The sequence below is a fragment of the Sideroxydans sp. CL21 genome, from assembly GCF_902459525.1.
Classification (GTDB): domain Bacteria; phylum Pseudomonadota; class Gammaproteobacteria; order Burkholderiales; family Gallionellaceae; genus Sideroxyarcus.
In genome coordinates this window covers 3,174,754-3,199,417 of sequence record NZ_LR699166.1, presented here as the reverse complement: position 1 = coordinate 3,199,417, position 24,664 = coordinate 3,174,754, and the positions used below count along the sequence as shown (strand labels likewise).

The following is a 24,664-nucleotide window of genomic DNA, read 5'->3' as shown; positions in this document are numbered from 1 at the left end:
CCGATCTTCTGGCGATAATTTTTTGGAAAACAATATGCATATCAAAACACTGATTCGAGCTATTTTCTTTGTTTGCCTTTTGGGCAGTCTTGCAGCCCAGTCGGCTCAACCCGCTGCAAATGTCGAATTCAAACTGGCCAATCGCTACCACGTTGGCGGCGATGAAAAATGGGATCTGCTCGCTTTTGATGCACAGCGTCATCGCCTGTTTATCAGCAGGTTTACCCATGTTCAGGTTGTTGATACCGACTCAGGAAAAGTCATTGGAGAAATTCCCGGTACGGACGGCGTGCATGGCATCGCACTCGCGGATGATTTGAATACCGGGTTTACCAGTAACGGCAAAAGCAACTCAGTCACGGCATTCGATCTGGCCACGCTGAAGGTCATTGCAACCATCAATATTTCCGGTTTGAATCCGGATGTGATTCTGTACGAACCGAAGTCAAAACATATATTCACTTTCAATGGCCGCTCGGCCAACGCCACAGTAATTGATGCGCTATCGCTCAAGGAAATCGATACGATTGCTTTGCCCGGGAAGCCGGAACTGGCAGTCAGCGACAATGCGGGCAAGGTATTTGTGAATATCGAAGATAAAAATGAAATCGCTGTGATTGATGGTGTCTCCAACAAGGTTCTCGGAAGTTACTCGTTGGGCAATGGAGTTGAGCCCACCGGATTGGCAATCGATCGCCAGCATGACCGGCTGTTCTCGGTCTGCGCCAACAGGAAAATGGTCATACTGGATTCTGTCACCGGAAAAATTATTTCCGAAGTCGCCATTGGCGAAGGTCCTGACTCGGCGGCCTTTGACCAAGACCTGGGAATCGCTTTCAGCTCGAACGGAGACGGAACATTGACCGCAGTCAAGGAAGATGACCCGGACCATTTTTCCGTATTGAAAAATATCAAGACGCAAAAGGGGGCGCGGACCATGGCTTATGATGCGGTCAAGCATCGTGCCTATCTTGTGACGGCTTCATTTGGCAAGACTCCGCCAGCATCGGCAGAGCAGCCGAAACCGAGGCCGGCAATCATTCCGCGCAGTTTCGTTGTGCTGGTCATTTCATCGTATCCTTGATGTATCGAAAATCAATAAACTGTGTTGAATCCCAATGAATAATTCCGCTGAACACACCTTGAGCAAGGTTCCGGAAGTCACCTTGATATTCTGGATCATCAAGATCGCTGCCACCACATTGGGCGAGACCGGCGGCGATGCAGTATCCATGTCGATGAACCTGGGCTACCTTGTCGGTACAGCAATTTTCGCGGCAGTGTTTATTGTTGCCGTGATCGCACAGATCCGGGCGAAAGGCTTTCATCCGTTTCTGTACTGGGCAACCATCATTGCCACGACAACCGTCGGGACGACCCTGGCCGATTTCGCAGACCGTTCGCTGGGTATCGGCTATGCCGGAGGAACGACTTTGCTGTTTGCCCTCTTGATGGGCTCACTGGTTGTCTGGCACAGATCGCTGGGCTCTGTTTCGGTTGAGACAGTGAGCACCCCGAAAGTTGAAATGTTTTATTGGATAACGATCATGTTTTCCCAGACCCTGGGGACCGCACTGGGAGACTGGACGGCCGACACCGCAGGGCTTGGATACGGCGGCGGGACGATGATCTTCAGCATCCTGCTGGGAGTGGTGGCCGCAGCCTACTACTGGACAAGTATTTCCAGGACTGTGCTGTTCTGGGCTGCGTTCATTCTTACCCGGCCGCTGGGGGCTGTCGTGGGCGATTTTCTCGACAAACCGCTGAATGCGGGCGGCCTTGCACTGGACCGGTATTCAGCCTCGGCAGTGCTCATGGCGATAATGATTGCCTGTATCCTGCTTTTCCGGCAGCGCGCCGGAAAAGCTCAAGAGATAACTCGTTAAATTTTCACCCTCACACTACTCGACTGCATGGTTGATGCATTGCCGCACATCCCCTTTTACTTTTAAACCCAACAACGTTGGGAGTAGCCCTACAGCTGAAGCTGTTCGTGGTGAGCTTGTCGAACCATGCATGACTGGACGCATAGTTTGCCGGGGGTTGCCCTGCGGCAAGTTACTTTCTTTTGCTTCGCCAAAAGAAAGTAACCAAAGAAAAGGCGACCCCGGTGCGCCGCCTCGATATTTCACCAACAAGCGGGGCTGCGCAACTCGCCCTGGCGGGGCACACAAACCGTGCCCCACTGCGGAGCTCAAACAGTGCTCGCCTAAACCTCCGCTTGCTGGTGAAATATCGAGGCGGCGCACAGGGGATAGAAAAGCAAAATCTAAAACACCGCGTGGGCACTGCGTGCCCACCCTACTCGACTGCTACGTCTATAATTGGTTCTCTTATCGGAGGTGGGCATGAGTGCAGCTATATTTTCATTGATTGGTATCGTTGCAGGTGGATCGCTTCAGTACTTTTTTACGCGTCACCTCGACAGTCAGAAGTATCACCGAGATCTGCGAACAAAGTCCTACACTGACTACTTGAAAAGTGTCTGCGATCTGGCGAATCTAGGAATTCAGCCCAAATCGCCGGAAGCTCGTGAAATGTTTGCCAAGACAGCCGATGCAAAAGCTCGTATCTGTTTGTATGGATCAGTTGCTGCAATTGCAGCGTTCGCTGAATTCGAGAGACTTGGTGCCACCATGAACACTGCTGAACAGCGTGCTACGTTCACACGCATGGTAGCCATCATGCGTAGCGACTCTGGAAGCAAGCAAGATGTCGTACTCAAGGATTTAGAAGCTGTGCTTATTGGGGTGAGACATTAGCCAAGTAGGGTGGGCACGCAGTGCCCACGCGGTGGTTTTGAATTTTTGCTTTTCCTTCCCCTGTGCGCCGCCGAGTAGCGCAGGCTGGTCAGGGAATTCTGACGAATATGTTTGAGCACGTGGACGCGCAGCGGATCGTGCGAGTTTATGAGGAAGCCTGACCAGTCGAGCAACGCAGGGAACCCCGAAGGGGCGGCAAACCGGGGTCGCCTTCTTTTTGGTTACTTTTTCTTTGGCGAAGCAAGAAAAAGTGACTAGCTGTCGGGCTACTCCCGACGGTGTTGGTTTAGAGGAAGGTTCATGCTTCGACAGGCTCAGCACGAACGGCTGTAACCAGCGGGCTTCGCCCACCCTTCGACAAGCTCAGGGCGAACGGTCATCAGGTACTTAAAAAATGAAACCAAAGAACAACACCTGGGTCTGCTATCTCCTCCAATGCACCGACAACACCCTCTACTGCGGTATAACCAACGACCTAAGCAAACGCCTCGCCGCCCATAACTCTGGCGAAGGCGCCAAATATACCCGCGGCCGCACCCCGGTCACTTTGGTTTACCAGGAGCCCTGCGCCGACAAGTCCTCCGCGTTGAAGCGCGAGCGGGAGATCAAGTCCTTGCCGCGCGCGGACAAGCTTGCGCTGTTTTGCTGATGCATAGCCTTAATCTTGACTCGCAATAGATGCCGTGAGCCGACCGGGTTGCCAGCTCTGTTGCGTAAAGGCCGCACCATATCGTTTTTCTTCAACTTTCCGGTCACTTCTGGAAGAATCAAACACCCATCGCAACCAACAGGATGGGAGTAGACTGATTTAAGGGAGGTTCCGGACGATTTTCTTTTCCGTCGGAAAAGGACAAACTGGTTCGGCGCATCCCTGGTTATTTCAAACAATGAGGAGTTTGCATGAAAAAAAATTTGGTGGTTTCCGTTGCTCTGGCGGGTGCATTGTTGGCGGCAGCATCGGCGCACGCAGAGGTTAGGCACGTGGCCGATACGAACGAAGTCGCGGCTACGGTCGACGTGAACAATTCCACGATCGGGGCGTCGCTTGGGCACTGGTTTAGCGATAACGTTGGCGCATCGATCGGCTTGAGCAGCGGTAATAGCTTCACCATAACCGAAATTCGCGGCACATATCTGATCGACAAACCGTTCGATATCGCCCGCTATCCGGCGCTTCCTTACGTTGGCGCCGGCTTTATTTCCATTAGTGGCCCGACCTATTCTGTGGGTGGCGCGAGCTCACAAAGCAAGGGCTCCGGCTTGGAAATATTCGGCGGTGTGCAGTGGCAGACACCGTGGGTGAAGAACCTGCTGTTCCGTGCTGAAGCACGGCTTTCGACGGTCACGGTCAACACCACGGTCAATTTTGGTGGGGGTGCATATCCATACGATGCAGGCTACAACAACCTGAGCGCACTTGCTTCTGCTGTTTATCAGTTCTAAACACGCAACGGCAAGCGGTTCCTTTGGAGCGAGGAACCGCTTGTTTTTTGCGGCGCTTGAATACCGGGGCGATTCCGGCTATTTTTTCCAAGGGGCCGGGCGCTGCCATGCTGTATCGCCTGCTTGCTTGGGGCAACGTTACTTAACAGGTACGAATTACGTTCCCGGCGCCCGCCACGGGGATATTGCGGCGTGACGTAACACGCGGGAACCCGTAAAATGCGGCCTTTCGCAAATACTGGCGGTTATCGAGCATATGCAAACCTTTGGTTCCGACGTCACGCGCGCTGCGCATGAGTCTTCACCCCAACGGGGTTTTGGTTCCGACATCACGCGCTCTGCGCATGAGTCTTCACCCCAACGGAGTTTTGGTTCCGACATCACGCGCCCTGCGCATGAGTCTTCACCGAAAGTCGGCCAAGGGCCGACTTTTCAGCAAGTCATCCTGACGCTGCAGCAATTCTGGGACAAGCAGGGCTGCGCGTTGTTGCAGCCCTACGATATCGAGGTCGGCGCAGGCACGTTCCATACGGCAACCTTCCTGCGCGCGATCGGACCCGAGCCTTGGCGCGCTGCCTACGTGCAACCTTCGCGCCGCCCGAAAGACGGTCGTTACGGAGAGAACCCCAACCGCTTGCAGCATTACTACCAGTACCAGGTGGTACTGAAACCTTCTCCCGACAATATCCAGGAACTCTATCTCGATAGCCTGCGCGCGCTGGGCATTAACACCGGCGAGCACGATATCCGCTTCGTCGAGGACGATTGGGAATCGCCGACGCTGGGCGCCTGGGGGCTGGGCTGGGAAGTGTGGCTGGACGGCATGGAGGTGACGCAGTTCACCTATTTCCAGGAAGTCGGTTCGCTGATCTGCAAGCCGGTACTCGGTGAGATCACTTACGGTTTGGAGCGTCTGGCCATGTACCTGCAGGGCGTGGAGAACGTGTTCGACCTGGTGTGGACGAAGAACGGCGACACGGTCATCACCTACGGCGACGTGTATCACCAGAACGAAGTCGAGCAGTCCAAATACAACTTCGAGCATTCCAACGTCGAGATGCTGTTCCGTCATTTCAATGAATACGAATCCGAGGCGAAGCGCCTGATGGATGCAGGGCTGCCGCTGCCCGGTTTCGAGATGGTGATGAAGTGCTCGCATACCTTCAACTTGCTGGATGCGCGCGGTGCGATCTCGGTGACCGAACGCGCGGCCTACATCGGCAAAGTGCGCGCTCTGGCGCGGCAAGTGGCCCAGGCATATTACGATTCGCGCGAAGCATTGGGTTTCCCGATGGCAAGGATCGGGGGCAAGAAATGAAAGCGACGTTACTGATCGAACTGCTCACGGAAGAGTTGCCGCCGAAGGTGCTGGAAAAACTCTCCACCACTTTTGCGAACGAAGTGTTTGCTGCCCTGAAAGAGCAGGCCTTGCTGAGCGAAAACAGCGTGTGCACGCCCTATGCCACGCCGCGCCGCCTCGCGATCAGCATCACCGAAGTCGAATCGCAGCAGGCCGACCGCGTCATCGAACGCAAAGGTCCGGCGGTCAGTGCCGGACTGGATGCCGCTGGCACGCCGACCAAGGCACTGGAAGGGTTCATGCGCTCGGCCAATGTCACGCTGGCGCAGTTGCAGCGCTTGGGCGACGGCAAGACGGAATACTTCATCGCTCGTGTTGAACAGAAGGGCAAGTCGCTGGAAGAGCACCTGCCGGAGATGGTTGCCCAGGCGCTGAAGAAGCTGCCGGTGCCCAAACTGATGCGCTGGGGCGATTCGGAGCATCAGTTCGTGCGTCCGGTGCATGGCTTTGTGGTGCTGCACGGCAAACGTATCGTACCGGTGGAGGTTCTGGGGCTGACCAGCGGTAACGTCACCAGCGGCCACCGTTTCATGTGCAGCGAACGGGTCACGATCGACAATGCGGACGACTACGAAGCAATCCTTGCGCGTGACGGGCGCGTAATCGCCAGTTTTGCGCGACGTCGCGAAAGCATCGTGGCGCGCCTGGACGACCTGTCCGAGCAGAACGCGGCGATCTGGGTAGGGCACGCCAATTTCGACCTGGAAAAACTGCTCTCCATGTCCAACGAAGAGCGCGGTGTGCTGAGCACGTTGCTGGACGAGGTGACAGGGCTGGTTGAATGGCCGGAGGTGTATGTCGGCGAGTTCGAGAAGGAATACCTCGACGTTCCGCAGGAATGCCTGATCCTCACCATGCAGCAGAACCAGAAATATTTCCCGCTGCTGGACGCAGGCACCGGTAAGCTACTGAACAAGTTTCTCATCGTGTCTAACATGCAGGTGAGCGATCCGCATCACATCATCGAAGGCAACCAGCGCGTGGTGCGCCCGCGTTTGTCCGATGCGCGCTTCTTCTTCAATCAGGATCGCAAACAGAAGCTGGAATCGCGCGTCGAGAAACTTGGCAAAGTCGTTTATCACAACAAACTGGGTTCGCAGTTGCAGCGCGTCGAACGCATCACCACGCTGGCCGGGATTATCGCTCGTCTGTTGCAGGCGGATAAAGCCAATGCGGAACTGGCGGCGCGCTTGTGCAAAGCCGACCTGATCACCGACATGGTCGGCGAGTTTCCCGAGCTGCAGGGCATCATCGGGCGCTACTACGCCTTTCACGACGGCGAAGAGCTGGAAGTGGCGAACGCCATCGAGGCACATTACCACCCGCGTTTCGCCGGAGACTCGTTACCCATGGGGGCGGTGTCATGCTCGGTGGCGCTGGCGGACAAACTGGAAACGATAGTCGGTATCTATGGAATCGGACAAGTCCCGACCGGCGACAAGGACCCGTTCGGTTTGCGGCGCCAGGCCCTGGGTATCCTGCGCATCCTGATCGAGACGCCGCTCGACCTGCCATTGCCGGCTCTGCTCAACGCGACGGCGGAAAATTTCCCCAAGGGGATGTTGAGCACGACAGTCGCGGCGGATGTGGAAGGTTTCATGATGGATCGCCTGCGCGGCTATCTGCGTGATCGCAGTTTCGACATATCGCATATCGAGGCCGTGCTGGCCGTGTTGAACGGCCGTCTGCACGAGGTGATGCCGCGCTTGCAGGCCGTGCGCGGCTTCGCTGCGATGGATGTGGCGAAGGACCTGGCGGCAGCGAACAAGCGCGTGCAGAACATCATGCGCAAGAACCACGAGGAGCTTGGCGCGACGATGGCGAGCGCGACATTCGATGCGGGTCTGATGACGGATGATGCCGAACGCAACCTGCACCAGGCGATGACGGATATCGCGCCGTTCGTGCAGGGCTATTTTATCCGCGGCGAATACGGGCAGAATCTGAAGGCGCTGGTGACGCTCAAGTCGTTTGTCGACGATTTCTTCGATCAGGTGATGGTCATGGCTGAAGACCAGAAGTTGCGTATCAACCGCGCGTTGCTGCTCAAGCAACTCGGCGGCCTGATGAATCAGGTTGCGGATATCTCGAAACTGGCAGCATGAGCAAACTCATCATTCTCGACCGCGACGGCGTCATCAATTTCGACTCCGACCAGTTCATCAAGAATCCGGACGAATGGAAGCCCATTCCCGGCAGCCTGGAAGCGATCGCGCGCCTGACCCAGGCCGATTATCGCGTGGTGGTGGCGACCAACCAGTCCGGCATCGGGCGCGGTCTGTTCGACATGCCGACGCTGAACGCCATCCACGACAAGATGCACAAGGCGTGCGCGCAATTGGGCGGACGCATCGATGCGGTGTTTTTTTGCCCACATACCAATGATGCAAATTGCGGTTGCCGCAAGCCCAAGAGCGGCATGCTCGAAGAGATCGCCGCGCGTTACGGTGTCAGCCTGAAAGGTGTACCCGCGGTGGGCGATTCGTTGCGTGATCTGGAAGCGGCGGCGCGCATCGAAGCGCAGCCTATTCTCGTGCTCACGGGCAAGGGCGGCAAGACACAGGCCAAAGGCTGTTTGCCCGAGGGTACTTTGATCTACCCCGATCTGGCGGCCGTGGTGGCGACACTGGTATGACGTTCATACGTTCGCTGATATTTTTCCTGGTGCAACTGGTCTGGACGCCGATCTATGCATCGTTGTTTTTCCTCACCTTCCCGCTCAAACCGCACACGCGCTATCGCGTCGCCACCGGTCTGGCCTACAGCACGATATGGCTGTTGCGCGCGATCTGCGGTATCCGCATGGAAGTGCGCGGTGCGGAGAACATCCCGCAGCAGCCGTGTATCGTGATGTGCAAACACCAGTCTGCTTGGGAGACTTTTTCCCTGCAGACGGTATTTCCCGACCAGGTGTGGGTACTCAAGCGAGAATTGCTTTGGTTGCCGTTCTTCGGTTGGGGATTGGCGCTGACCAGCCCGATCGCAATCGACCGCAGCAAAGGCAAGCAGGCCATGCGGCAATTGCTGGAACAGGGCAAGGCCAGGCTGGCGAGCGGCTTCTGCGTGGTCATCTTTCCCGAAGGCACGCGTATGCCCTATGGGGTGCGCGGCAAGTACAAGATCGGCGGCGCGATGCTGGGGGTAAGCTCCGGCGCCCCCGTGGTGCCGGTGGCCCACAATGCAGGCAAGTTCTGGGGGCGCAACTCCTTCCTGAAACATCCCGGCACCATCGTCATGAGTATCGGACAGCCCATCGATCCGGCGGGCCTCAAGGCGGAAGAGATCAACCGCCGCGTGGAGGACTGGATAGAGGCTGAAATGATCAGGCTCGACTGATGTTCAAAGCATTACGTCGAAAAGGTCCTCCACCTGTCGTTGAACAACGCAACATCCACCTGTCCGGTAAAGAAATCAGTTTCACCCTCAAGCGCAGCGGCTACCGCAGCAGCATCAGCCTGCGTATCGACGACCGCGGCCTGACCGTCAACGCGCCCTTGCGTGCTTCCGAAAAATGGCTGCACAGCGTGCTGCAGGACAAGGCAGAATGGGTAGTCGAAAAACTCGACGGCTGGCAATCCAAGAAGGCCCCGCCAATATTCTGGGCAGAAGGCGCGCGCATCCCGTTCCGCGGCGAAGAATTCCTTGTAACGCTGACACCCAGATCGCGCGGGGCCGCGCCGCAATTGCACGGCGAGGTATTGCACGTACCGGTCGGCGTGGAGGCGGAGGCGGCGCAAATTGAAAAGGCAGTGACGCTCTGGTATCGCAACGAAGCGTTGCGGGTATTCGAAGAGTGCGTGGCGCATTTCGCGCCATTGCTGCAAGTGTCGCCGCGGGAGATCAAGCTGACGGCGGCACGCACCCAATGGGGCAGTTGCACCGTGCAGGGCGTGGTGCGGCTGAACTGGCAACTGGTGAAGATGCCGTTGCACCTGATCGACTACGTGGTGGTGCATGAGCTGGCGCACCTGATCGAGATGAACCACTCGCCTGCGTTCTGGCGCGTTGTGGAAAGCGCATGTCCGGACTACAAACAGTGCCGAGCGGAATTGCGCAGCTACGGGGTGGCGGAGTAGCAAAACAGGGCGCATGTTGCCTGCGACAATATGACGCATTCCAAAATGACTAAAATGGCTTTAGAGTCCGTCTTGCCAAGCGGAGAGGAAGCGATACACAGTAGTCTCCTCCCCCAGATGACTGAAGTTTCGACACACCGAATCCCTTTCGCTTGGCACTTCATCTATTACCAATAACTCGTTCAGCGTTGTTCGCCAAACCGGCGCTTTAGCTAGAAATCCAGATGTTGCCCTGTTCCCAGTTTTACCAGTTCGCTTAATTTGGCGAAAAGTTCGCTGCCGTCGCGCTGGCTGAACCAGCGCTCGTTTTCCAGTGCGTAATGGAATCCGCCGGATTTTGCGGCCAGCCAGATCTCCCTGTTCGGCACATGGCGGTTGACGATAAGCTTGCTGCCGTCCGCAAATTCCATTTCCAGTACCGTGCCGTTGCTGTCGTAATCGATATCCGCATCTGCATCGTCTATTGCCAGTTCGATGCGCTGGAATACGGCATCGGCCAGTTCGTTGAATTCACTCTCAGTCATGTGTAGTCCTTGGTTAACGCCGTCCGATCAGCATGCTGCTGTCGTTCTGGCTGATTTGAAAATTGCGCAGCACGTTGGCGCCGAGCAGGTTGGTTTCCAGGTTGTTCATCACGGCCACGGTGATGTTCTCCATTGTAAAGTTACCGACGGTCATGTGAGGCACAAGTGCGATACATCCGTTCGCTGCACCGTTTGCAGTCTGGAACTGCACTTTCTTGCAGTTGCGGATACCGGCCCGGCGCGCGAGCTCGCCGGAGATGGAAGTGACCGAAGCGCCCGTATCCACCATGAAGGTGACCGGTATCGCGTCTATGGTGCCGGGCAGGTAGAAATGCCCGTTCGCCCGACGTTGTACCTCCATGCTGCCGTCGCCGTTGAAAGTCGGCGCTGGCGCGATCACCTCGGGACTGGTTGTTTTGACGAACAACTGAAAATCCTCCATCCCTGTTCCGGACGACTGTATGGCGAGCTGTACCGGTTTGTCCGTCTGCACAGCCAGGGGTTTGTCGAACTTAAGCAAGCGCCCCTCCGAGAAACCGCTATGCGGATTGCACCATGTGGTGCCGACGCTGAACATCATGTCGTACAGTCCGGGTGGCAGGTGCAGTGAGGTACTCTGCCCTGCATGAACCAGCACCGACAAGAGGGGAATGGCGGTATTCGGTGCAGAGAAGATCAGAAGCGCGGGATGGGCATGATCGTTTCTTAGGGTGATCTCGGGATCGTTCGGATTGTCGGCGCGCAGGCCACCTTCGGCAAACAGGGCGATGCTGCCATTGGCAGGGAAGCTGCTTTCGCACGGATAGTCCAATTTGCTCCGGGACTGTGTTTGCTTGCTTGATCCGGTATCGGCCGAAACTTGCGGGCGGTTGAATCTTTGTGCTGCCCAGAAGCCGGCAGTAACTGCCAGCAGGATGATAAGCACATTGCGCAGGCTGTGATTCTTCCTGGCTTCATAAAGATAGACGGGAGCAGGGCGTAGGGTCTGTTGGGCAGGTGCGCGAGCATTGATCGGATTGCTGACAATAGCCTGTTCAATGAGCTCGCGCAGTCTGGCGAACAGTTCGCTCTGGTCATGAGCGCGCCAGGTGCTGTCGCAATGGATGAATTCAATGCCACCGGAACGTGCCGCCAGCCATACGTTATTCGTTTGCGCGTCGATGTTGACGAGGATGCGCTGGCCATCGGCGAAATCCAGGTGCAGTGCATTGCCGTTCAGATTCTGGCGAATGTCCACCCCGCGTTCGTTTACTAACTTCCGGATACGAGCGAACAGCGCGCTGTCCGGTTCGTTGCCTGGACTTTCCATCATATAATCCCGCCCGTTCCGATTCCAAACATTATGAAAGATAAAGTCATGCGCATCCTTGGCATTATGTTGCTGTTGGTACTCATGCTGCAAGGCTGCGGGCGCAAAGCTCCGCTGTTCTTGCCGCCGCCGAAAATCGCCCCCCAAACTGCTCCACAGGCTGCTTCTCAAGTTGTTCCGGCGCAACCCTCTGCCGAAAATCCCGAAACCAAAAAATGATCATGAACGAATATTTTAGCTATCAGCAAGACCGCCTGTTCGCCGAAAACGTGCCACTGGAAGACATCGCCCGGCGTTTCGGAACACCGTGCTACGTCTATTCGCGGGCCGCCCTGACCGACGGCTATCGCCAGTTCGCCAAAGCGTTCAAGAGCCGCGAGCATCTCATTTGCTATGCGGTGAAGGCCAATTCCAACCTTGCCATCCTCAATCTGTTTGCGCGTCTGGGCGCCGGCTTCGATATCGTTTCCGGCGGAGAATTGCAGCGTGTGCTGGCGGCGGGAGGTACCGCGAACAAAGTGGTTTTCTCCGGCGTAGGCAAGAGCGAAGCCGAGATGCGGCAGGCACTTGAGGCCGGAATACTTTGTTTCAATGTTGAATCTTCGTCAGAGCTGGATAGCCTGAATATGGTTGCGGGCAGCATGGGCAAGGTCGCGCCGATCAGTTTGCGCGTGAACCCCGATGTGGATGCCAAGACCCATCCCTACATCTCGACCGGGCTCAAGCAGAACAAGTTCGGTGTGGCCTACACCGAAGCGCTGGCACTATATCGCAAGGCTGCTGCCATGCCGCATTTGCGAGTAACCGGCATGGATTGCCACATCGGTTCGCAACTCACCGAGACCAGCCCGTTCATCGCGGCGGCGGAAAAAGTGCTGGCACTGGTGGATCTGCTGGCTGCCTCCGGCATTGTTTTGGAGCATCTCGACCTGGGAGGCGGTCTCGGTATCCGCTACGACGACGAGACTCCTCCCTCTATCGCCGAGTATGCAAAAGCCCTGCTGGGCGCGCTACAAGGGCGTTCCGAGAAGATCATCGTCGAACCTGGCCGGGTGCTGGTCGGCAATGCCGGGGTACTGCTTACGCGCATCGAGTACCTCAAGCATGGAGAAGAAAAGAACTTCGCGATCGTCGATGCTGCGATGAACGACCTCATGCGTCCGGCACTTTACGATGCCTGGCACGCCATCCTGCCGGTTCGAAAAAGAGAGGGTGAGACACAGCAATACGACGTGGTCGGGCCGATCTGCGAGACCGGGGATTTTTTTGGTCATGCCCGCGAGATGGCCGTGGATAAAGGAGATGCGCTTGCTGTGATGTCGGCTGGCGCATACGGAATGAGCATGAGTTCCAACTACAATTCCCGTCCTCGGGCAGCCGAAGTGATGGTTGACGGCTCGGTCGTGCACCTGGTTCGGGAACGCGAAACAGTAAGCCAGCTCTACGCTGCAGAGAAAATCATCGCGTGAAATTATTTCGCGAAATATGCATAAAAGTGTTGCGCATTTTTTTTAATCGCGCATAGAATGCAGCCACCGTGCGTGTTGGGAGATTTCAAGCTGTAGAAAGGCGCATCGGGAGTGCAGTTGGTGCACGAAAATTTTAACTGGTTAGTCCATCAATTTTTATAAGGAATGAAAATGGCTGCAACAACCAAAGCAAAAAGCACCACTACCAAGAAGGCTGCCGCAAAGAAGCCAGCTGTTAAAAAAGTCGCAGCAGCTAAAAAACCGGCCGCCAAGAAAGCCGCAGCAAAGAAGCCAGCCGCCAAGAAAGTAGCCGCCAAGAAACCGGCAGCGAAAAAAGTGGCAGCAAAGAAGCCAGCCGCTAAAAAAGTAGCCGCCAAGAAACCGGCAGCGAAAAAAGTGGCAGCAAAGAAGCCAGCCGCCAAGAAAGTAGCCGCCAAGAAACCGGCAGCGAAAAAAGTGGCAGCAAAGAAGCCAGCCGCTAAAAAAGTAGCCGCCAAGAAACCGGCAGCGAAAAAAGCAGCAGCGAAAAAACCTGCCAAGAAAGCCGTAGCGAAGAAATCCGCTCCTGCTGCAGGAAAAGGCATCCTCGGCGCCTAAGCTTCGTAGATTGGGGCGGGCGCCGGGTCGTTGCGTTTCGCCCTTTCTGCGGACTCCGTTTTGTACGGAGTGCAGTGCGTTTCATTTAGTGTTTGTTGAGCCTCTTCAGCGAACCGTGCCCGCTTACCTCCCTTTATTACGCATGCTTTGAAAGCGGCGCGTATAAGCTATCTCTCTATTGTTATTAATTTTTTATGGCATGGCGTCGGCGATTCGCCGATCGAAAGTGGATCGGGGTATTGAAGGAGTTGCGATGGTCCGGGTTAATCCAGCAGAGCGACTACCTGCTTTGCCTCGGAATACAAAAATTCCATATCGTCTTCGTCGATCTGGAGTGTTTCCAGGCAAGCTACGCCGAATTTTGACCATTCCTGCGTCATATCCAGACCCAGTTGCTGTTGGGAGAAGTGTTCAGCGAAATGCACGGTCGCGATGAACAGCCGGTTGGGTTTCGATAAAGTCGAATCCGGGGCTAATGCCTTCAGGCTGTGATGGTTGCGGATGGACAGGCACATGTCTGCATCAAGCCACCAGCTTTGTGCCAGTGCACTGCCGACTTCGGCATGGTTGGTTTTGATCAGTGAATCTTCCGAAGCCGTGAATTCATGCAGGCTGTCGCGGTTCGCCTGCCCCAATACGTCCCTATAACTTGGAAAGCGGGACATCAGAATCGGGATACCGCAATCGTGGAACAGACCGAAAGTGTAGGCATCGTCCGCATTGAATCCGTGGATATCCAGCTTGTGGGCCAACCAGGCGCAAAGCCGTGCCTTGCGTGCCGAGGCATCCCAGAAGCGTGTCAGGTTCGGCGTGCTGGGAAAAATGTTGCGCAGAATAATACCGGCGATAGTGTGGCTGGAGGCCCTGAGACCGAGAATTGTCAGTGCATCGTGCACGGAGCGCGCACGTTGCGAGCGTGCAAAAAAAGGCGAGTTGGTCGTTTTGATGAGTCCTGCTGCAAGGGCGACATCGGCGCTGATGATATGGCTCAGGCGATGGTAATCGGGTTCTTCTTTATCCATCTCCGCCATGATTCGAACAAGGATCTCCGGGCAAGGGGGGATGCCGATATCCAGTAGTGCGTGTTCAAGCAGTGGATCCGGTGTGGATGAGCTATCGGTCATTTCCGTGTCGGGTGCGTGGTAATATTACTGCGATGATATGTAAATCAACAAGGTCGGAAAATAGCACACGTCCCGTTTCGCTGGCTATGAGTTTTCAGCATCGAAGACGAATTCTGTCCGACAAGTGCAATATCCACACGCTTTCGGGCGGAAAAAAATAATCTAAGTCCGGTATGGTCCGGGCAGGAGAGATTCGCTTCGATGAAAAAATTCGAAACGTTCAATTCGGATGCGTCCGATATGGAACGGAATCACAGATACAAGCTGAAATTCCTGAACAGCGTGCTCTTCCTCAATGGAACGGCCGCTTTCCTGATGGGCTTCATACGCTGGCAAGCCAGTGCGACGATGGGGATGATCGATTTCGGTTTTGCCGGGCTTTGTCTGGCTTTTCTGGTTTATCTGTACCGCTACCCGGGCAAGGTCGAACAGGTGAGCTCCACCGTGCTGGTGCTTTCGTTCGTTCTGTTCATGGCCGTCTATCTATTGGCGCCCTACAACACTATGCGACTGTCGCTCTTTTTCCTGCTGTTGTCCGGGGCGTTCTTTCTTAAAGGGCGCAATGCCGGACGCATCTGGCTGAGCATCATCCTGCTGAGTATCGTGGCTGTCCATGTATTGCCGTATGTCGACACGGGTTATTCCCGCTTCGACATATTCTCTACTTGTCTCTATCTGATCGCGCTGTCCTTTGTGCTCGAGAATTACCAGACATTCAAGGAATCCAAGACCACGAGTGAAGGTGAACAGGAAGTGCAGCGCCTGACAGAGCAGCGCTGGCGCCATGCGCTGGAAGGTTCCGGAGATGCGGTGTGGGACTGGACGCCGGAAACGGGAGAGTTTCACTACTCCAGGCGTTTCGCCGAGATATTGGGGTATGACGACGGAGAGTTCGGGGAACATGCCGAGCAATTTTTCAGGATCATCCATCCCGACGACGAACTCAGGGTCAGTGACGAACTGCAGGACTATCTCAAGCGCAATGGCGGGCATTACGTTTCGGAAATGCGCGTGGCATGCAAGGATGGTAGCTGGAAATGGCTGCTCTGCCGGGGTACTGCCATACGGCACGCTGCAGCCCACCTGCGCATGGTAGGCACATTTACCGATATCACGCTGATCAAGCAGCACGAGAAACAACTGGAGCACATCGCGCATTTTGATGCGCTGACAGGCATACCCAACCGTCTGTTGTTGGCTGACCGGTTGCAACAGGCATTGGCGCACAGCAAACGGGAAGGATCTATTCTTGCTGTCTGTTATCTTGATCTGGATGGGTTCAAATTCGTCAACGACACGATGGGTCATGAGGCGGGCGACAAGGTGTTGATCGAGGTGACCAAGCGTATCAAGGGATCGATCAGGGAAGACGATACGGTAGCGCGTCTGGGCGGTGACGAGTTTGCCGTGCTGCTGCTTGGACTGCACGCGGCGGAAGAGTGTTCGGCCAGCCTGAACCGCTTGCTGGAAGCGATCAGCCAACCGATCGAGATCAGGAATAAGCTGTTCGAGGTGAGCGCCAGCATCGGTGTTGCGACCTACCCTGGCGACGATCACGATGCGGATACCCTGTTGCGGCATGCGGATCAGGCCATGTACACCGCCAAACAGTCCGGCAAGAACCGCTACTATCTCTACGATGCAGAGAACGACCAGCGGGCGCGCACTCATCACGAATTGTTGCGGAGGCTCAAACTTGCACTGGAGAGAAACGAATTCGAACTGTATTACCAGCCCAAAGTCGACATGCGTTCGTTGCATCCGGTCGGGGCTGAAGCCCTGATCCGCTGGCACGATCCGGAGCGCGGAATGCTCGCGCCTTCCGAATTCCTGCACGAAATCGAGGGGACTACCCTGGAGGTTGAGTTGGGCGACTGGGTTGTCGCGACGGCACTCACTCAACTGGAGCGATGGCATTTTGCCGGGTTACCGATGGAGCTGAGCATCAACATCTCGGCGCGCCATCTGCAAGCGAAGGATTTCGCCTGGAAGATGAAGCGCAAAATGCTGCGTTATCCGGATCTGCCGAGAGGCTGCCTGCAGATCGAAGTGCTGGAGACGGCCGCACTGGAGGATATTCCCAGAGTCAGCGACACCATTGAGCGTTGTCGCAAGCTGGGCATCAGTTTCGCTCTGGATGATTTTGGCACCGGCTATTCCTCGCTGTCTTATCTGGGACGCTTGCCGGTTGATACGCTCAAGATCGACCAATCCTTCATTCGCGACATGATGCACGACAAGGGAGACAGGGCGATCGTGCAAGGGGTCATCGCACTGGCCAAAGCGTTCGACCGCAGGATCGTGGCCGAGGGCGTGGAATCGGAAGAACTGTTCCGCGAGTTGGTGGAAATGGGTTGCGAATACGGGCAAGGCTATGGAATTGCCCGGCCCATGCGAGCCAGCGCGTTGCCCGCCTGGCTGGAAAAGTGGAACAGCGAACCGTTCAGCTGAGTGGTGAAAGCCTGACGGATCAGGAAGCTCGTTGCCAAACCCGGGGAATATAAGATCCTTGCACCGCTTACCACCCGTCCGATTTCTTACACATCGATTGAACTTGAGGGATTAATGCGGGGCATCGACCAGTTCAATCCTCCGACGAAATGTGTCCGATCCTTCAACAGTTGTAAGGCTATAATTTACCCCATGCCGAACGAGCCTAACATTCAGAACCAGAACCATCGTCAGGCTGTGCTGACTCTATTGGAGAAGCGCAGAGTGACCGAAGAAATGGTGCATAAACAGGACATGCCCCACCATGATCTGGTTGAAACACTGGTGCGGAAACAGAATCTGGCGCGCATCCAGTTGCTGCTGAGCGAGATGGCACCCGCCGAGATCGCCGAATTGCTGGAAATCCTGCCGGATGCAGACCAGCTGTTCATCTGGGACCAGATCGACGAGCGGCGCAAGGAACAGGTGCTGCCGGATGTCTCGGCTTCCATTCTCCATTCCCTGGGTAAACGGGCGTTCAAGAATGATCGTTCCCGTATCAAGGCCTTCGAACTGTTCGAAGGCCGCATGCGCGAGATACTCGTCAGTACTCAGGAAGATCTGATTAGCGCCAAACCGATCTGGATAGACATGGTCGACCCGTCTTTCGAGGAGCGCGCCTGGGTCGGCGAGGCTTATGGCATCGAACTGCCCGATCCGGACCGGGTGAGCGATCTCGAATCCAGTGCGCGTTTTTATGTGGAAGAGAACGGCGAGATACATCTGCGTTCCGACTTCCTGCTCGACAAGGAAGATGTGTCGCGCAACGTGGGAGTGAACTTCATCCTGCATCAGGACATCCTGTTCTCGGTGCGCAAGGAAGAGTTGCCCGTGTTCCGCTTGCAGCGCCTGCGCGCCTTCTCCCAGCCGAACTATGTTTCCGACGCGCGCGATGTGCTGCTTGATCTCTATGCGGCGGATGTCGAATACTCGGCTGATGCGCTCGAAGATGTCTATCAGGGGTTGGAGAGAGTCGGCAGCCATGTGCTGAGCAAACAGATGACCGACGAAGAGGCGGCCAGGATGCTGGCGGATATCGGCCAGGAGGAAGACCTGAACGGGCGCATCCGCCGCAACGTGCTGGATACCCGCCGCGCGGTTTCCTTCCTGATGCGTAGCCGGGTCATCGAGCGCCACCAGCTGGACGACGCGCAGCAGATCCTGCGCGACATCGAATCGCTGGACGGGCATACCACCTTCCTGTTCGGCAAGATCAACTTCCTGATGGATGCCACCGTCGGCTTCATCAATATTAACCAGAACAAGGTCATCAAGCGGCTGACGGTGCTCAGCGTCGTGTTCATGCCGCTCAACGTGATTGCCGGCATCGGCGGTATGTCCGAATTTTCCATGATGACACAGGGCATACCCTGGCCGATCTCCTATGCCGCGTTTGCCGTCGGCATGGTGATCGTCGCGTGGATCACATTCGAATTGCTGCGCCTTGCCGAGAAGCGCGAGAAACTTCGGCTGAACAAATAACCCTTGTGGATGACGTGTTGGGCCGTATGGCACATTGTGCGATGGAACTGCAGTACACGCTCTGAACTCGCCATTCGTATGGCAGCCTCCCTTCCCATCCGATACGCCCTGAGTGTCAGCAATGCCGTCCGGATCGGCAGTTGGCACGATAACTAATCGCGGGGGATGGACAGCTTTGCCTCGGTGCCACCGAGGGGGCGGGGAAGGAGCTCAATCTTCCAGCCGTTGGCATCCGCCAATTGGCGGGCAATGGCAAGTCCCAGTCCGCTTCCGCCAGTGGAATTGCTACGCGAGGATTCCACGCGGTAAAAGGGATGAAAAACATTTTCGAGTTCCTGCGCCGGAATGCCGTTGCCCCTGTCCAGTATACGAATTACCGCAAGATTGTCCTTCAGGGAAAGATCGATTTCCACCGGCTTGTTGGCGCCGTAATGAACGGCATTGCTGAGGAGATTGTTCAGTATCCTGCGCAATGCCATGGGGCCTGCAGATAAAACAGCATTGTCGCGCGTGCGAAATTTCACGTCTGCACCCTCATTCCTGGCATTGTCTGCCAATTCTCCCAGCAGCAGGCTGACATCAACCTGTTGCGCGGGTTCTTTATGCAATTCACGGCTCAGAACGAGAAACTGACCGATGAGCTGATTCATTTCTTCCACATCATGCTGTAAGCGGGCCACCAGCTTAGGATCGGTGCTTTCAGGCAGCAATTCAATCGCCAGGCGCATACGCGCCAGCGGCGTGCGCAGATCATGCGAGATGCCGGCCAGCATCGTGGTGCGGTTGGCGAGCAGCTCGCGCACCTGCAGCGCCAGTTTATTGAATGTGGAGGCCAGACCCGAAAGTTCACTAATACCCGTCTCCGGAAACGACTCGGGAATGCTCCCTTCCCCGATGCGTTGGGCCGCGGCATAAAAATGCGTCAGGGGCTTGGTGACCCGCCGTGCAAGTACCAGCGCGGTGAGCAGGGTAAACGCAACTGTTGCAACCAGTGCCAACAACAACATCGAAGGTGGATCCATATTGAGGCGATCCTTTGGAAAACCGATACGGATCAGTTTGCCGCCCGTATGTATCTCGGCCCAAAACCAGGTGGTATCAATATGGGTCACCTTGATTGATACCGGTTCGCCGGTTCGAGATGTCAGCGCATTGTCCAGCAGTGCCAAATAGGGGTAAAAGCCCTTTCGGGGCGGCAATATGGCGGCATCTTCAAACAGCATGAACTGGTGTTTGTTGGCCAACTCAAGTTCGAAGTCTTTGCGTGTCTCGGGCGGAAGCTCGACCCAGGTTTGTGCCGACAACACCAGTAGTGCAGCCAGATCGTCCGCAGACCGCTTTGCCATCGGCAGCATCACGTAATTCAGAGTGGCAGCGATCAGGATCAACTGAAATATCAGAAGCGCGGACGCTATCGTGGATGCAATGCTGCGAAACAACGAACGGGAACGGTGCGCGCTTATCATTATTGACTGTTGCCGCCGGGTGCAAACAGATACCCGGTCCCCCAAACGGTACGGATATACATGGGCGAGTTTGGATCATCCTCGATCTTGCGGCGCAACCGGGTGACTTGCACGTCGATGCTGCGATCGAAAGGAGAGCGTTCATAACCCTTGAGCAGATCCATAATAATGTCACGGCTCAAAACGCGATTGGGATGCTCGACAAATACGTGCAACAGGTTGAATTCCCCCGCGGTCAACGGAACGTTCATTCCGTTCCTGTGCAAATCATGCGTGTCGACGTTCAACAGGAAGTCGCCGAACCGGTAGGTGCTCTGTTTTGTTGTTTCAAGACTGGCACGCGGAGTACTGTCGCTGCGGCGCAGCAAGGCGCGAATGCGAGCCAGCAGTTCGCGCGGATTGAAGGGTTTGGCGAGATAATCGTCCGCACCCACTTCCAGGCCCACGATACGATCCACATCTTCCCCGCGTGCCGAAAGCATGATGATGGGCATATCACCCTGCGCCCGCAATTTTCGGGCCAGTGCCAAGCCGTCCTCACCCGGCAACATCAGATCGAGAATGACGAGATCCGCAACATGAGCGGCAAGATGCGCATCCATTGCCATGCCGTCGGCGACGGTTGCCACCTGATAACCTTGCGCGGTGAGATATTCCTGCAGAAGTTCGCGCAAGCCTGCATCGTCATCCACTACCAGAATATGTTTGGTATCCATGCAGTCCACTATACATGAGGTGGATTTGCTCTGTCACAGGCGGAAGCTTTCCTGTAACACATCGTTACAACTTGCTGCAAAACGGAAATCGTTTGGCAACAGCCTTGTCGCACCATGCATCCATCAGGACACGCCTGATTTTGACGAAATAAAACAATCGACAGGAGATCATCATGAACACGAAGAAGATATTGCCCCGTATTGCACTGGCTTTAGGGCTGGTCGTAACCGGATCGGGTTTTGCTGCGGATGAGCCAGTTGCCAATCAGGTACAGGATCGCGAAACGGTCCGCGCGCAGCACCGTGAAGAAACCAAAGACATGACGCAACAGGAGCGGGAAGAATACCGGGCCCAGAAGCGGACTGAAATGACCACAGAGCAGCGAGCTGCAGTGCGAGCCTCCAAAGAAAAAGGGGCAGGAAACGGTAACGGACTGAAAGCGCGCGACGGATCCGGAGCTGGTTCCCAGGGCGGCGGAAATGGCCCGCAGGGGGCAGGTGGCGGGCAGGGTATGGGGCGCTGATCAGATGGATTGAAGCTGCGAATGGAGCGACATCGTCTTGGGGATCTCGGGCCATTCGCAGGTTTCAATTCGCGCAAGATTGTTGGTCTGCCGCGAGATTAAGGCAGCAGAGATGAAAAAAACCAGAATGATTATATTGAGCGTGACGATGTCACTGTATTGTGGTCTGTACGCCGCGGTGGCTGCGGCAGAAGAAGCGTATGGTGCCAATCATAAGCAGATGAAATCCATGAGTCCGGCAGAATATGAACAATATCGTCTGCAACTCGATCAAGAAGTGAAAGATGCCACATCCGGCGCGCAGAAGCAGGGCGCTGTAACAGGTGACGGGACGGAAAAAAGCGAGGCTGATCAGAAGGAAATCAAACCTGCCGATAGCGGCTACGGAAAAGGATATCGCGCACGCATGGAGCATGATGGAAGTACGGGTGGCGGTGCCGCTGGTTTTCGAGGCGACCCGATGAACCGGGGCGGCGGACGCAATCGATAATGAAGGGGTATAGCATGAAATGCCAAACCAAATGGATAGCATGCATGCTGGCGGCAACGATAGAGCTTGCCGCTGGCGCAACTCATGCAGAAGAAGACCGGTATGCCGGACTAATTGCCGGTTACGAACATACGTCGGGAACGTATGGTACCGCTTCGACGACCGACATCGTCACGATTCCCGTCACGGCGTTTTACACGACCGGACCGTGGTCATTGAAATTGACAGTGCCGTATCTGCAAGTCACCGGTGACGGCGAGGTAATCGCCAGCGGCGGTTACAGAGGGAAGGGTGCAAATTCCTCAACAACCACAACGGTTAGCAGACGGCGCACAACCCAGTCCGGCCTGGGTGATGTGGTGAGCATGCTGACCTACAATCTTTATTCCGGGGAAGAGCAAGTTTCCGGCATCGACCTGTCCGGAAGGGTGAAATTTGGGACGGCAAGCACGGCATTGGGCACCGGTCAAAATGACTATGCAGTTCAAATGTTCGCTTATCGGGGGATAGGTGATTTTGTTCCCAACGTGATGTTCGGTTATGAGGTGTTGGGAAGCTCGCCTCAACTGGTGTTGAATAATGTGTACTATGGGGCAGTGGGGAGCAGCTACAATTTCAACACCAAGACGAGCATGGGGGTGGAATATAAATATGTTCAGAAGCCCTCGGCCATCCTTTCGGAACAACGGCAGGCCACGCTCTACGCCAGCCGCCAAATCGGCACGAGTGTCTATCTGCGCGGTTACCTGCTGAAGGGGTACGCAGCGGGAAGCCCTGATTCCGGCTTCGGATGCATGGTCTCCAGCATGTTTTAATCAATACGAAACTGAAGAAGTTATTCCTTGGTGTTGCATTCATTGCATTGAGAATTTATACCTGCATGAAAGTTACTGGTCCGGCAGGCGACGTGCAAAGGCGTTGAGCATTGCAAGAACAGGTACAAGGACCAACAGAGGCAAGACCAGAAACACGGGTGTCCAGGGGCTGGTCGGCGGTGGTACGAAGTCCAGGCTGAACCATCCGTAAGCAAGCAGAAAAATGCCGAACGCGAAAAGCAGCTTGCCTCCATACGCGTTGATTTCGTACCAGTTGTGCTGCGAGGCGCACGCCTTCCTGATGCGGATTCCATATACCCGGTTCATCGGGACTTTCTTCAGGATCAGCGGAATGGAAGTCAGGGCCGTCAGCAACCCGATTCCGCAGTGGACATACGGTATTGGAACGATCATGGATACTCCTCCAAAGAAGTAGGTGCCGCTCTAAAATCAAACAACCGGGTATGGCTCCGGATTTCCCGCTCAGGGAATATCGGCATCCGGCATGCGATCCAGGATGACAATGGTCTTGGCCAGCATGCCGCGAGCTTCGCGGTGCCTGTCGTAGTAGCGCGGGTTGGGCACCATGGCGGCGAGTTTCGCCGCTTGCTCGGGGCTCAGTTGCGCGGCGCTGACGCCGAAATAATGCCGAGCCGCCGCTTCAGCGCCAAATACACCTTCTCCCCACTCGATCACGTTCAGGTATATCTCCAGGATGCGCTGTTTATCCATCACTGCCTCCAGCATCAGGGTGATGATCGCTTCTTCCGCTTTGCGCCACGGCGTGCGCTTGGTGGAAAGGAACAGATTCTTCGCCAGTTGCTGGCTGATGGTGGAACCGCCCGCAACGATCCTGCCCTTCTTCCTGTTCTTCTCGTAGGCCTTGGCGATACCTTCCCAATCGAAGCCTTCGTGATCCACGAATTTTGCATCCTCGGAGGCGATTAGTGCACGCTTCAGATTGTCGGATATCCGGTCGTAAGGCACCCACTTGTACTGCAGCTCCGCTTTTGGATTCTTGTCCTGCATCACTTCCAGGCGGTCTTCCATGAAGGCGCTTGTGGCAGGATTGAACTTGATCCACCAGCAGACATGCGCAAACAGCCACAACTGATACAAGACCAATAGCAGAAAAATCGCCAGCAGAATGCGCCAAAAAAGACTTTTTGTCTTTTTCATTTGCGCAATTGGCCGAGCACAGCTTGAGTGTTAGGGCGCACATTGCGCCACAGGTAAAAGGCTTCGGCGGCTTGCTCCACCAGCATGCCTAGCCCGTCCGAGACAGTTGTTGCACCTTGCCTGCGGGCAAATGCCATGAACGGCGTCTCGCGTCCGTACATCATGTCATAGGCGAGTGCGCCGGGTTTGAACAAACCGTCCGGCAACGGCGGCAACTCGTCCGACAGACTGCTGGAGGTGGCGTTGATGACGAGGTCGTATTGTCTTCCGGCCAGTTCTTCATAGCGGCGAGCGTAGACCGTGCCGGAACCGGTGAATTCCTTGGCCAGGATCTGTGCCTTTTCGATGTTGCGGTTGGCGATGTCCACCCCGACCCCGGCGTTGAACAGCGGCCACAGCACGCCCGATGCCGCGCCGCCGGCACCCAGCAGGAGGGCATTCTTCCACATCAATTTGAAACCGAGGTTCTGTTCGATGTCGTTGAGCAGGCCCGCACCGTCCGTATTCGCGCCGAGTATCTTGCCGTCCTGGAATATCAGGGTGTTGACCGCCTTCGCATCGCGCGCGCGTTCGCCGAGTCTGTCGCATAGCTGGTATGCCTCCAGTTTGAACGGCACGGTCACGTTGCAGCCTTTGTAATCTTCTGCGCGCAGTCGCCGGATGGTCGCGGCGAAGCCGTCGAGCGGCGCTTCGATGGCTTCGTAACTCATGTCCTGTCCTGTCTGCTGCGCGAACAATTGGTGGATCAGGGGAGACTTGCTATGCGAGATGGGGTTGCCGATGACGGCGTAACGGTCGGTCATGCTGGTTCGGGCGTCAGAATCGAGAAGCGGATTAT

Annotated in this window: 26 protein-coding genes; 18 read left to right on the top strand and 8 right to left on the bottom strand. The window is 55.8% G+C overall.

Translation table 11 applies throughout. The annotated features are described in order from the left end of the window. Positions 1–34 precede the first annotated feature (34 nt). From QOY30_RS15225 to QOY30_RS15180, 10 genes are all read left to right on the top strand, one after another. Positions 35–1,084 (top strand): YncE family protein, encoded by a 1,050-nt coding sequence (locus QOY30_RS15225; protein WP_283745469.1) that lies wholly within the window; start codon positions 35–37, stop codon positions 1,082–1,084. 34 nt (positions 1,085–1,118) lie between these two features. Next, a complete protein-coding gene (locus tag QOY30_RS15220) occupies positions 1,119–1,886 on the top strand; it encodes a COG4705 family protein (RefSeq protein WP_283745468.1) in 768 nt (255 codons plus the stop codon). A 462-nt stretch (positions 1,887–2,348) separates the two neighbouring features. Beyond that, positions 2,349–2,762, top strand: coding sequence for a hypothetical protein (locus QOY30_RS15215; RefSeq protein WP_283745467.1), 414 nt, complete (start codon positions 2,349–2,351; stop codon positions 2,760–2,762). A 394-nt stretch (positions 2,763–3,156) separates the two neighbouring features. Continuing rightward, a complete protein-coding gene (locus tag QOY30_RS15210; RefSeq protein WP_283745466.1) occupies positions 3,157–3,411 on the top strand; it encodes a GIY-YIG nuclease family protein in 255 nt (84 codons plus the stop codon). A gap of 251 nt (positions 3,412–3,662) precedes the next feature. Continuing rightward, the gene (locus QOY30_RS15205) at positions 3,663–4,205 is read left to right on the top strand and encodes a hypothetical protein (protein ID WP_283745465.1); all 543 of its coding nucleotides are present in this window, start codon (positions 3,663–3,665) and stop codon (positions 4,203–4,205) included. 256 nt (positions 4,206–4,461) lie between these two features. After that, positions 4,462–5,523: a glycine--tRNA ligase subunit alpha gene (gene glyQ / locus QOY30_RS15200; RefSeq protein ID WP_283745464.1), complete on the top strand. Its 1,062-nt coding sequence runs from the start codon at positions 4,462–4,464 to the stop codon at positions 5,521–5,523. Continuing rightward, the gene (glyS, locus tag QOY30_RS15195) at positions 5,520–7,670 is read left to right on the top strand and encodes a glycine--tRNA ligase subunit beta (RefSeq protein WP_283745463.1); all 2,151 of its coding nucleotides are present in this window, start codon (positions 5,520–5,522) and stop codon (positions 7,668–7,670) included. The genes glyQ and glyS overlap by 4 nt, the downstream gene beginning before the upstream one ends. Continuing rightward, positions 7,667–8,200 (top strand): D-glycero-beta-D-manno-heptose 1,7-bisphosphate 7-phosphatase, encoded by a 534-nt coding sequence (gene gmhB, locus QOY30_RS15190; RefSeq protein WP_283745462.1) that lies wholly within the window; start codon positions 7,667–7,669, stop codon positions 8,198–8,200. Before glyS ends, gmhB begins: the two co-directional genes overlap by 4 nt. Beyond that, the gene (locus QOY30_RS15185; RefSeq protein ID WP_283745461.1) at positions 8,197–8,901 is read left to right on the top strand and encodes a lysophospholipid acyltransferase family protein; all 705 of its coding nucleotides are present in this window, start codon (positions 8,197–8,199) and stop codon (positions 8,899–8,901) included. The genes gmhB and QOY30_RS15185 overlap by 4 nt, the downstream gene beginning before the upstream one ends. Next, a complete protein-coding gene (locus QOY30_RS15180) occupies positions 8,901–9,641 on the top strand; it encodes a M48 family metallopeptidase (RefSeq protein WP_283745460.1) in 741 nt (246 codons plus the stop codon). The genes QOY30_RS15185 and QOY30_RS15180 overlap by 1 nt, the downstream gene beginning before the upstream one ends. A 212-nt stretch (positions 9,642–9,853) precedes the next feature. On the opposite strand, the gene cyaY is transcribed toward QOY30_RS15180, so the two are convergent. Both cyaY and QOY30_RS15170 read right to left on the bottom strand, forming a co-directional pair. Beyond that, positions 9,854–10,165: an iron donor protein CyaY gene (gene cyaY, locus QOY30_RS15175; protein ID WP_283745459.1), complete on the bottom strand. Its 312-nt coding sequence runs from the start codon at positions 10,163–10,165 to the stop codon at positions 9,854–9,856. A gap of 13 nt (positions 10,166–10,178) precedes the next feature. Next, the gene (locus QOY30_RS15170) at positions 10,179–11,477 is read right to left on the bottom strand and encodes a TIGR02281 family clan AA aspartic protease (RefSeq protein ID WP_283745458.1); all 1,299 of its coding nucleotides are present in this window, start codon (positions 11,475–11,477) and stop codon (positions 10,179–10,181) included. A gap of 30 nt (positions 11,478–11,507) precedes the next feature. Here QOY30_RS15170 and lptM point away from each other — a divergent pair, with 30 nt between their 5' ends. The 3 genes from lptM (at position 11,508) to QOY30_RS15155 (ending at position 13,540) form a co-directional block, all read left to right on the top strand. After that, complete coding sequence (gene lptM, locus QOY30_RS15165; RefSeq protein ID WP_283745457.1) at positions 11,508–11,693, top strand: LPS translocon maturation chaperone LptM; 186 nt, start codon at positions 11,508–11,510, stop codon at positions 11,691–11,693. A gap of 2 nt (positions 11,694–11,695) precedes the next feature. Further along, entirely contained in the window at positions 11,696–12,943 is a 1,248-nt protein-coding gene (gene lysA / locus QOY30_RS15160; RefSeq protein WP_283745456.1) for a diaminopimelate decarboxylase, read from the top strand. A gap of 171 nt (positions 12,944–13,114) precedes the next feature. Then, complete coding sequence (locus QOY30_RS15155) at positions 13,115–13,540, top strand: histone H1-like repetitive region-containing protein (protein WP_283745455.1); 426 nt, start codon at positions 13,115–13,117, stop codon at positions 13,538–13,540. A gap of 263 nt (positions 13,541–13,803) precedes the next feature. On the opposite strand, the gene QOY30_RS15150 is transcribed toward QOY30_RS15155, so the two are convergent. Continuing rightward, positions 13,804–14,664 (bottom strand): HDOD domain-containing protein, encoded by an 861-nt coding sequence (locus tag QOY30_RS15150; protein ID WP_283745454.1) that lies wholly within the window; start codon positions 14,662–14,664, stop codon positions 13,804–13,806. Between the two features lie 201 nt (positions 14,665–14,865). On the opposite strand from QOY30_RS15150, the gene QOY30_RS15145 reads away from it, so the two are divergent. Both QOY30_RS15145 and QOY30_RS15140 read left to right on the top strand, forming a co-directional pair. Further along, positions 14,866–17,115: a putative bifunctional diguanylate cyclase/phosphodiesterase gene (locus QOY30_RS15145; RefSeq protein WP_283745453.1), complete on the top strand. Its 2,250-nt coding sequence runs from the start codon at positions 14,866–14,868 to the stop codon at positions 17,113–17,115. 192 nt (positions 17,116–17,307) lie between these two features. Beyond that, positions 17,308–18,636 (top strand): magnesium and cobalt transport protein CorA, encoded by a 1,329-nt coding sequence (locus tag QOY30_RS15140; RefSeq protein ID WP_283745452.1) that lies wholly within the window; start codon positions 17,308–17,310, stop codon positions 18,634–18,636. Positions 18,637–18,788: 152 nt separating this feature from the next. On the opposite strand, the gene QOY30_RS15135 is transcribed toward QOY30_RS15140, so the two are convergent. Then, positions 18,789–20,102: an ATP-binding protein gene (locus QOY30_RS15135; protein WP_283745451.1), complete on the bottom strand. Its 1,314-nt coding sequence runs from the start codon at positions 20,100–20,102 to the stop codon at positions 18,789–18,791. Continuing rightward, entirely contained in the window at positions 20,102–20,818 is a 717-nt protein-coding gene (locus tag QOY30_RS15130; protein WP_283745450.1) for a response regulator, read from the bottom strand. Before QOY30_RS15130 ends, QOY30_RS15135 begins: the two co-directional genes overlap by 1 nt. A 173-nt stretch (positions 20,819–20,991) precedes the next feature. Between QOY30_RS15130 and QOY30_RS15125 the strand changes: the two genes are divergently transcribed. The 3 genes from QOY30_RS15125 (at position 20,992) to QOY30_RS15115 (ending at position 22,647) form a co-directional block, all read left to right on the top strand. Continuing rightward, on the top strand, positions 20,992–21,342 hold the full coding sequence (locus QOY30_RS15125) for a hypothetical protein (RefSeq protein WP_283745449.1): 351 nt from the start codon (positions 20,992–20,994) through the stop codon (positions 21,340–21,342). Positions 21,343–21,454: 112 nt separating this feature from the next. After that, complete coding sequence (locus QOY30_RS15120) at positions 21,455–21,832, top strand: hypothetical protein (RefSeq protein ID WP_283745448.1); 378 nt, start codon at positions 21,455–21,457, stop codon at positions 21,830–21,832. 14 nt (positions 21,833–21,846) lie between these two features. Beyond that, complete coding sequence (locus QOY30_RS15115; protein WP_283745447.1) at positions 21,847–22,647, top strand: hypothetical protein; 801 nt, start codon at positions 21,847–21,849, stop codon at positions 22,645–22,647. Positions 22,648–22,719: 72 nt separating this feature from the next. Here QOY30_RS15115 and QOY30_RS15110 read toward each other — a convergent pair whose 3' ends face one another. The 3 genes from QOY30_RS15110 to aroE all read right to left on the bottom strand — a co-directional run bounded on the left by QOY30_RS15110 (position 22,720) and on the right by aroE (position 24,629). Continuing rightward, entirely contained in the window at positions 22,720–23,061 is a 342-nt protein-coding gene (locus tag QOY30_RS15110) for an SdpI family protein (RefSeq protein ID WP_283745446.1), read from the bottom strand. A 69-nt stretch (positions 23,062–23,130) separates the two neighbouring features. Next, entirely contained in the window at positions 23,131–23,826 is a 696-nt protein-coding gene (gene mtgA / locus QOY30_RS15105) for a monofunctional biosynthetic peptidoglycan transglycosylase (protein WP_283745445.1), read from the bottom strand. Further along, positions 23,823–24,629: a shikimate dehydrogenase gene (aroE, locus tag QOY30_RS15100; RefSeq protein ID WP_283745444.1), complete on the bottom strand. Its 807-nt coding sequence runs from the start codon at positions 24,627–24,629 to the stop codon at positions 23,823–23,825. The genes mtgA and aroE overlap by 4 nt, the downstream gene beginning before the upstream one ends. Between the last annotated feature and the right edge of the window lie 35 nt (positions 24,630–24,664).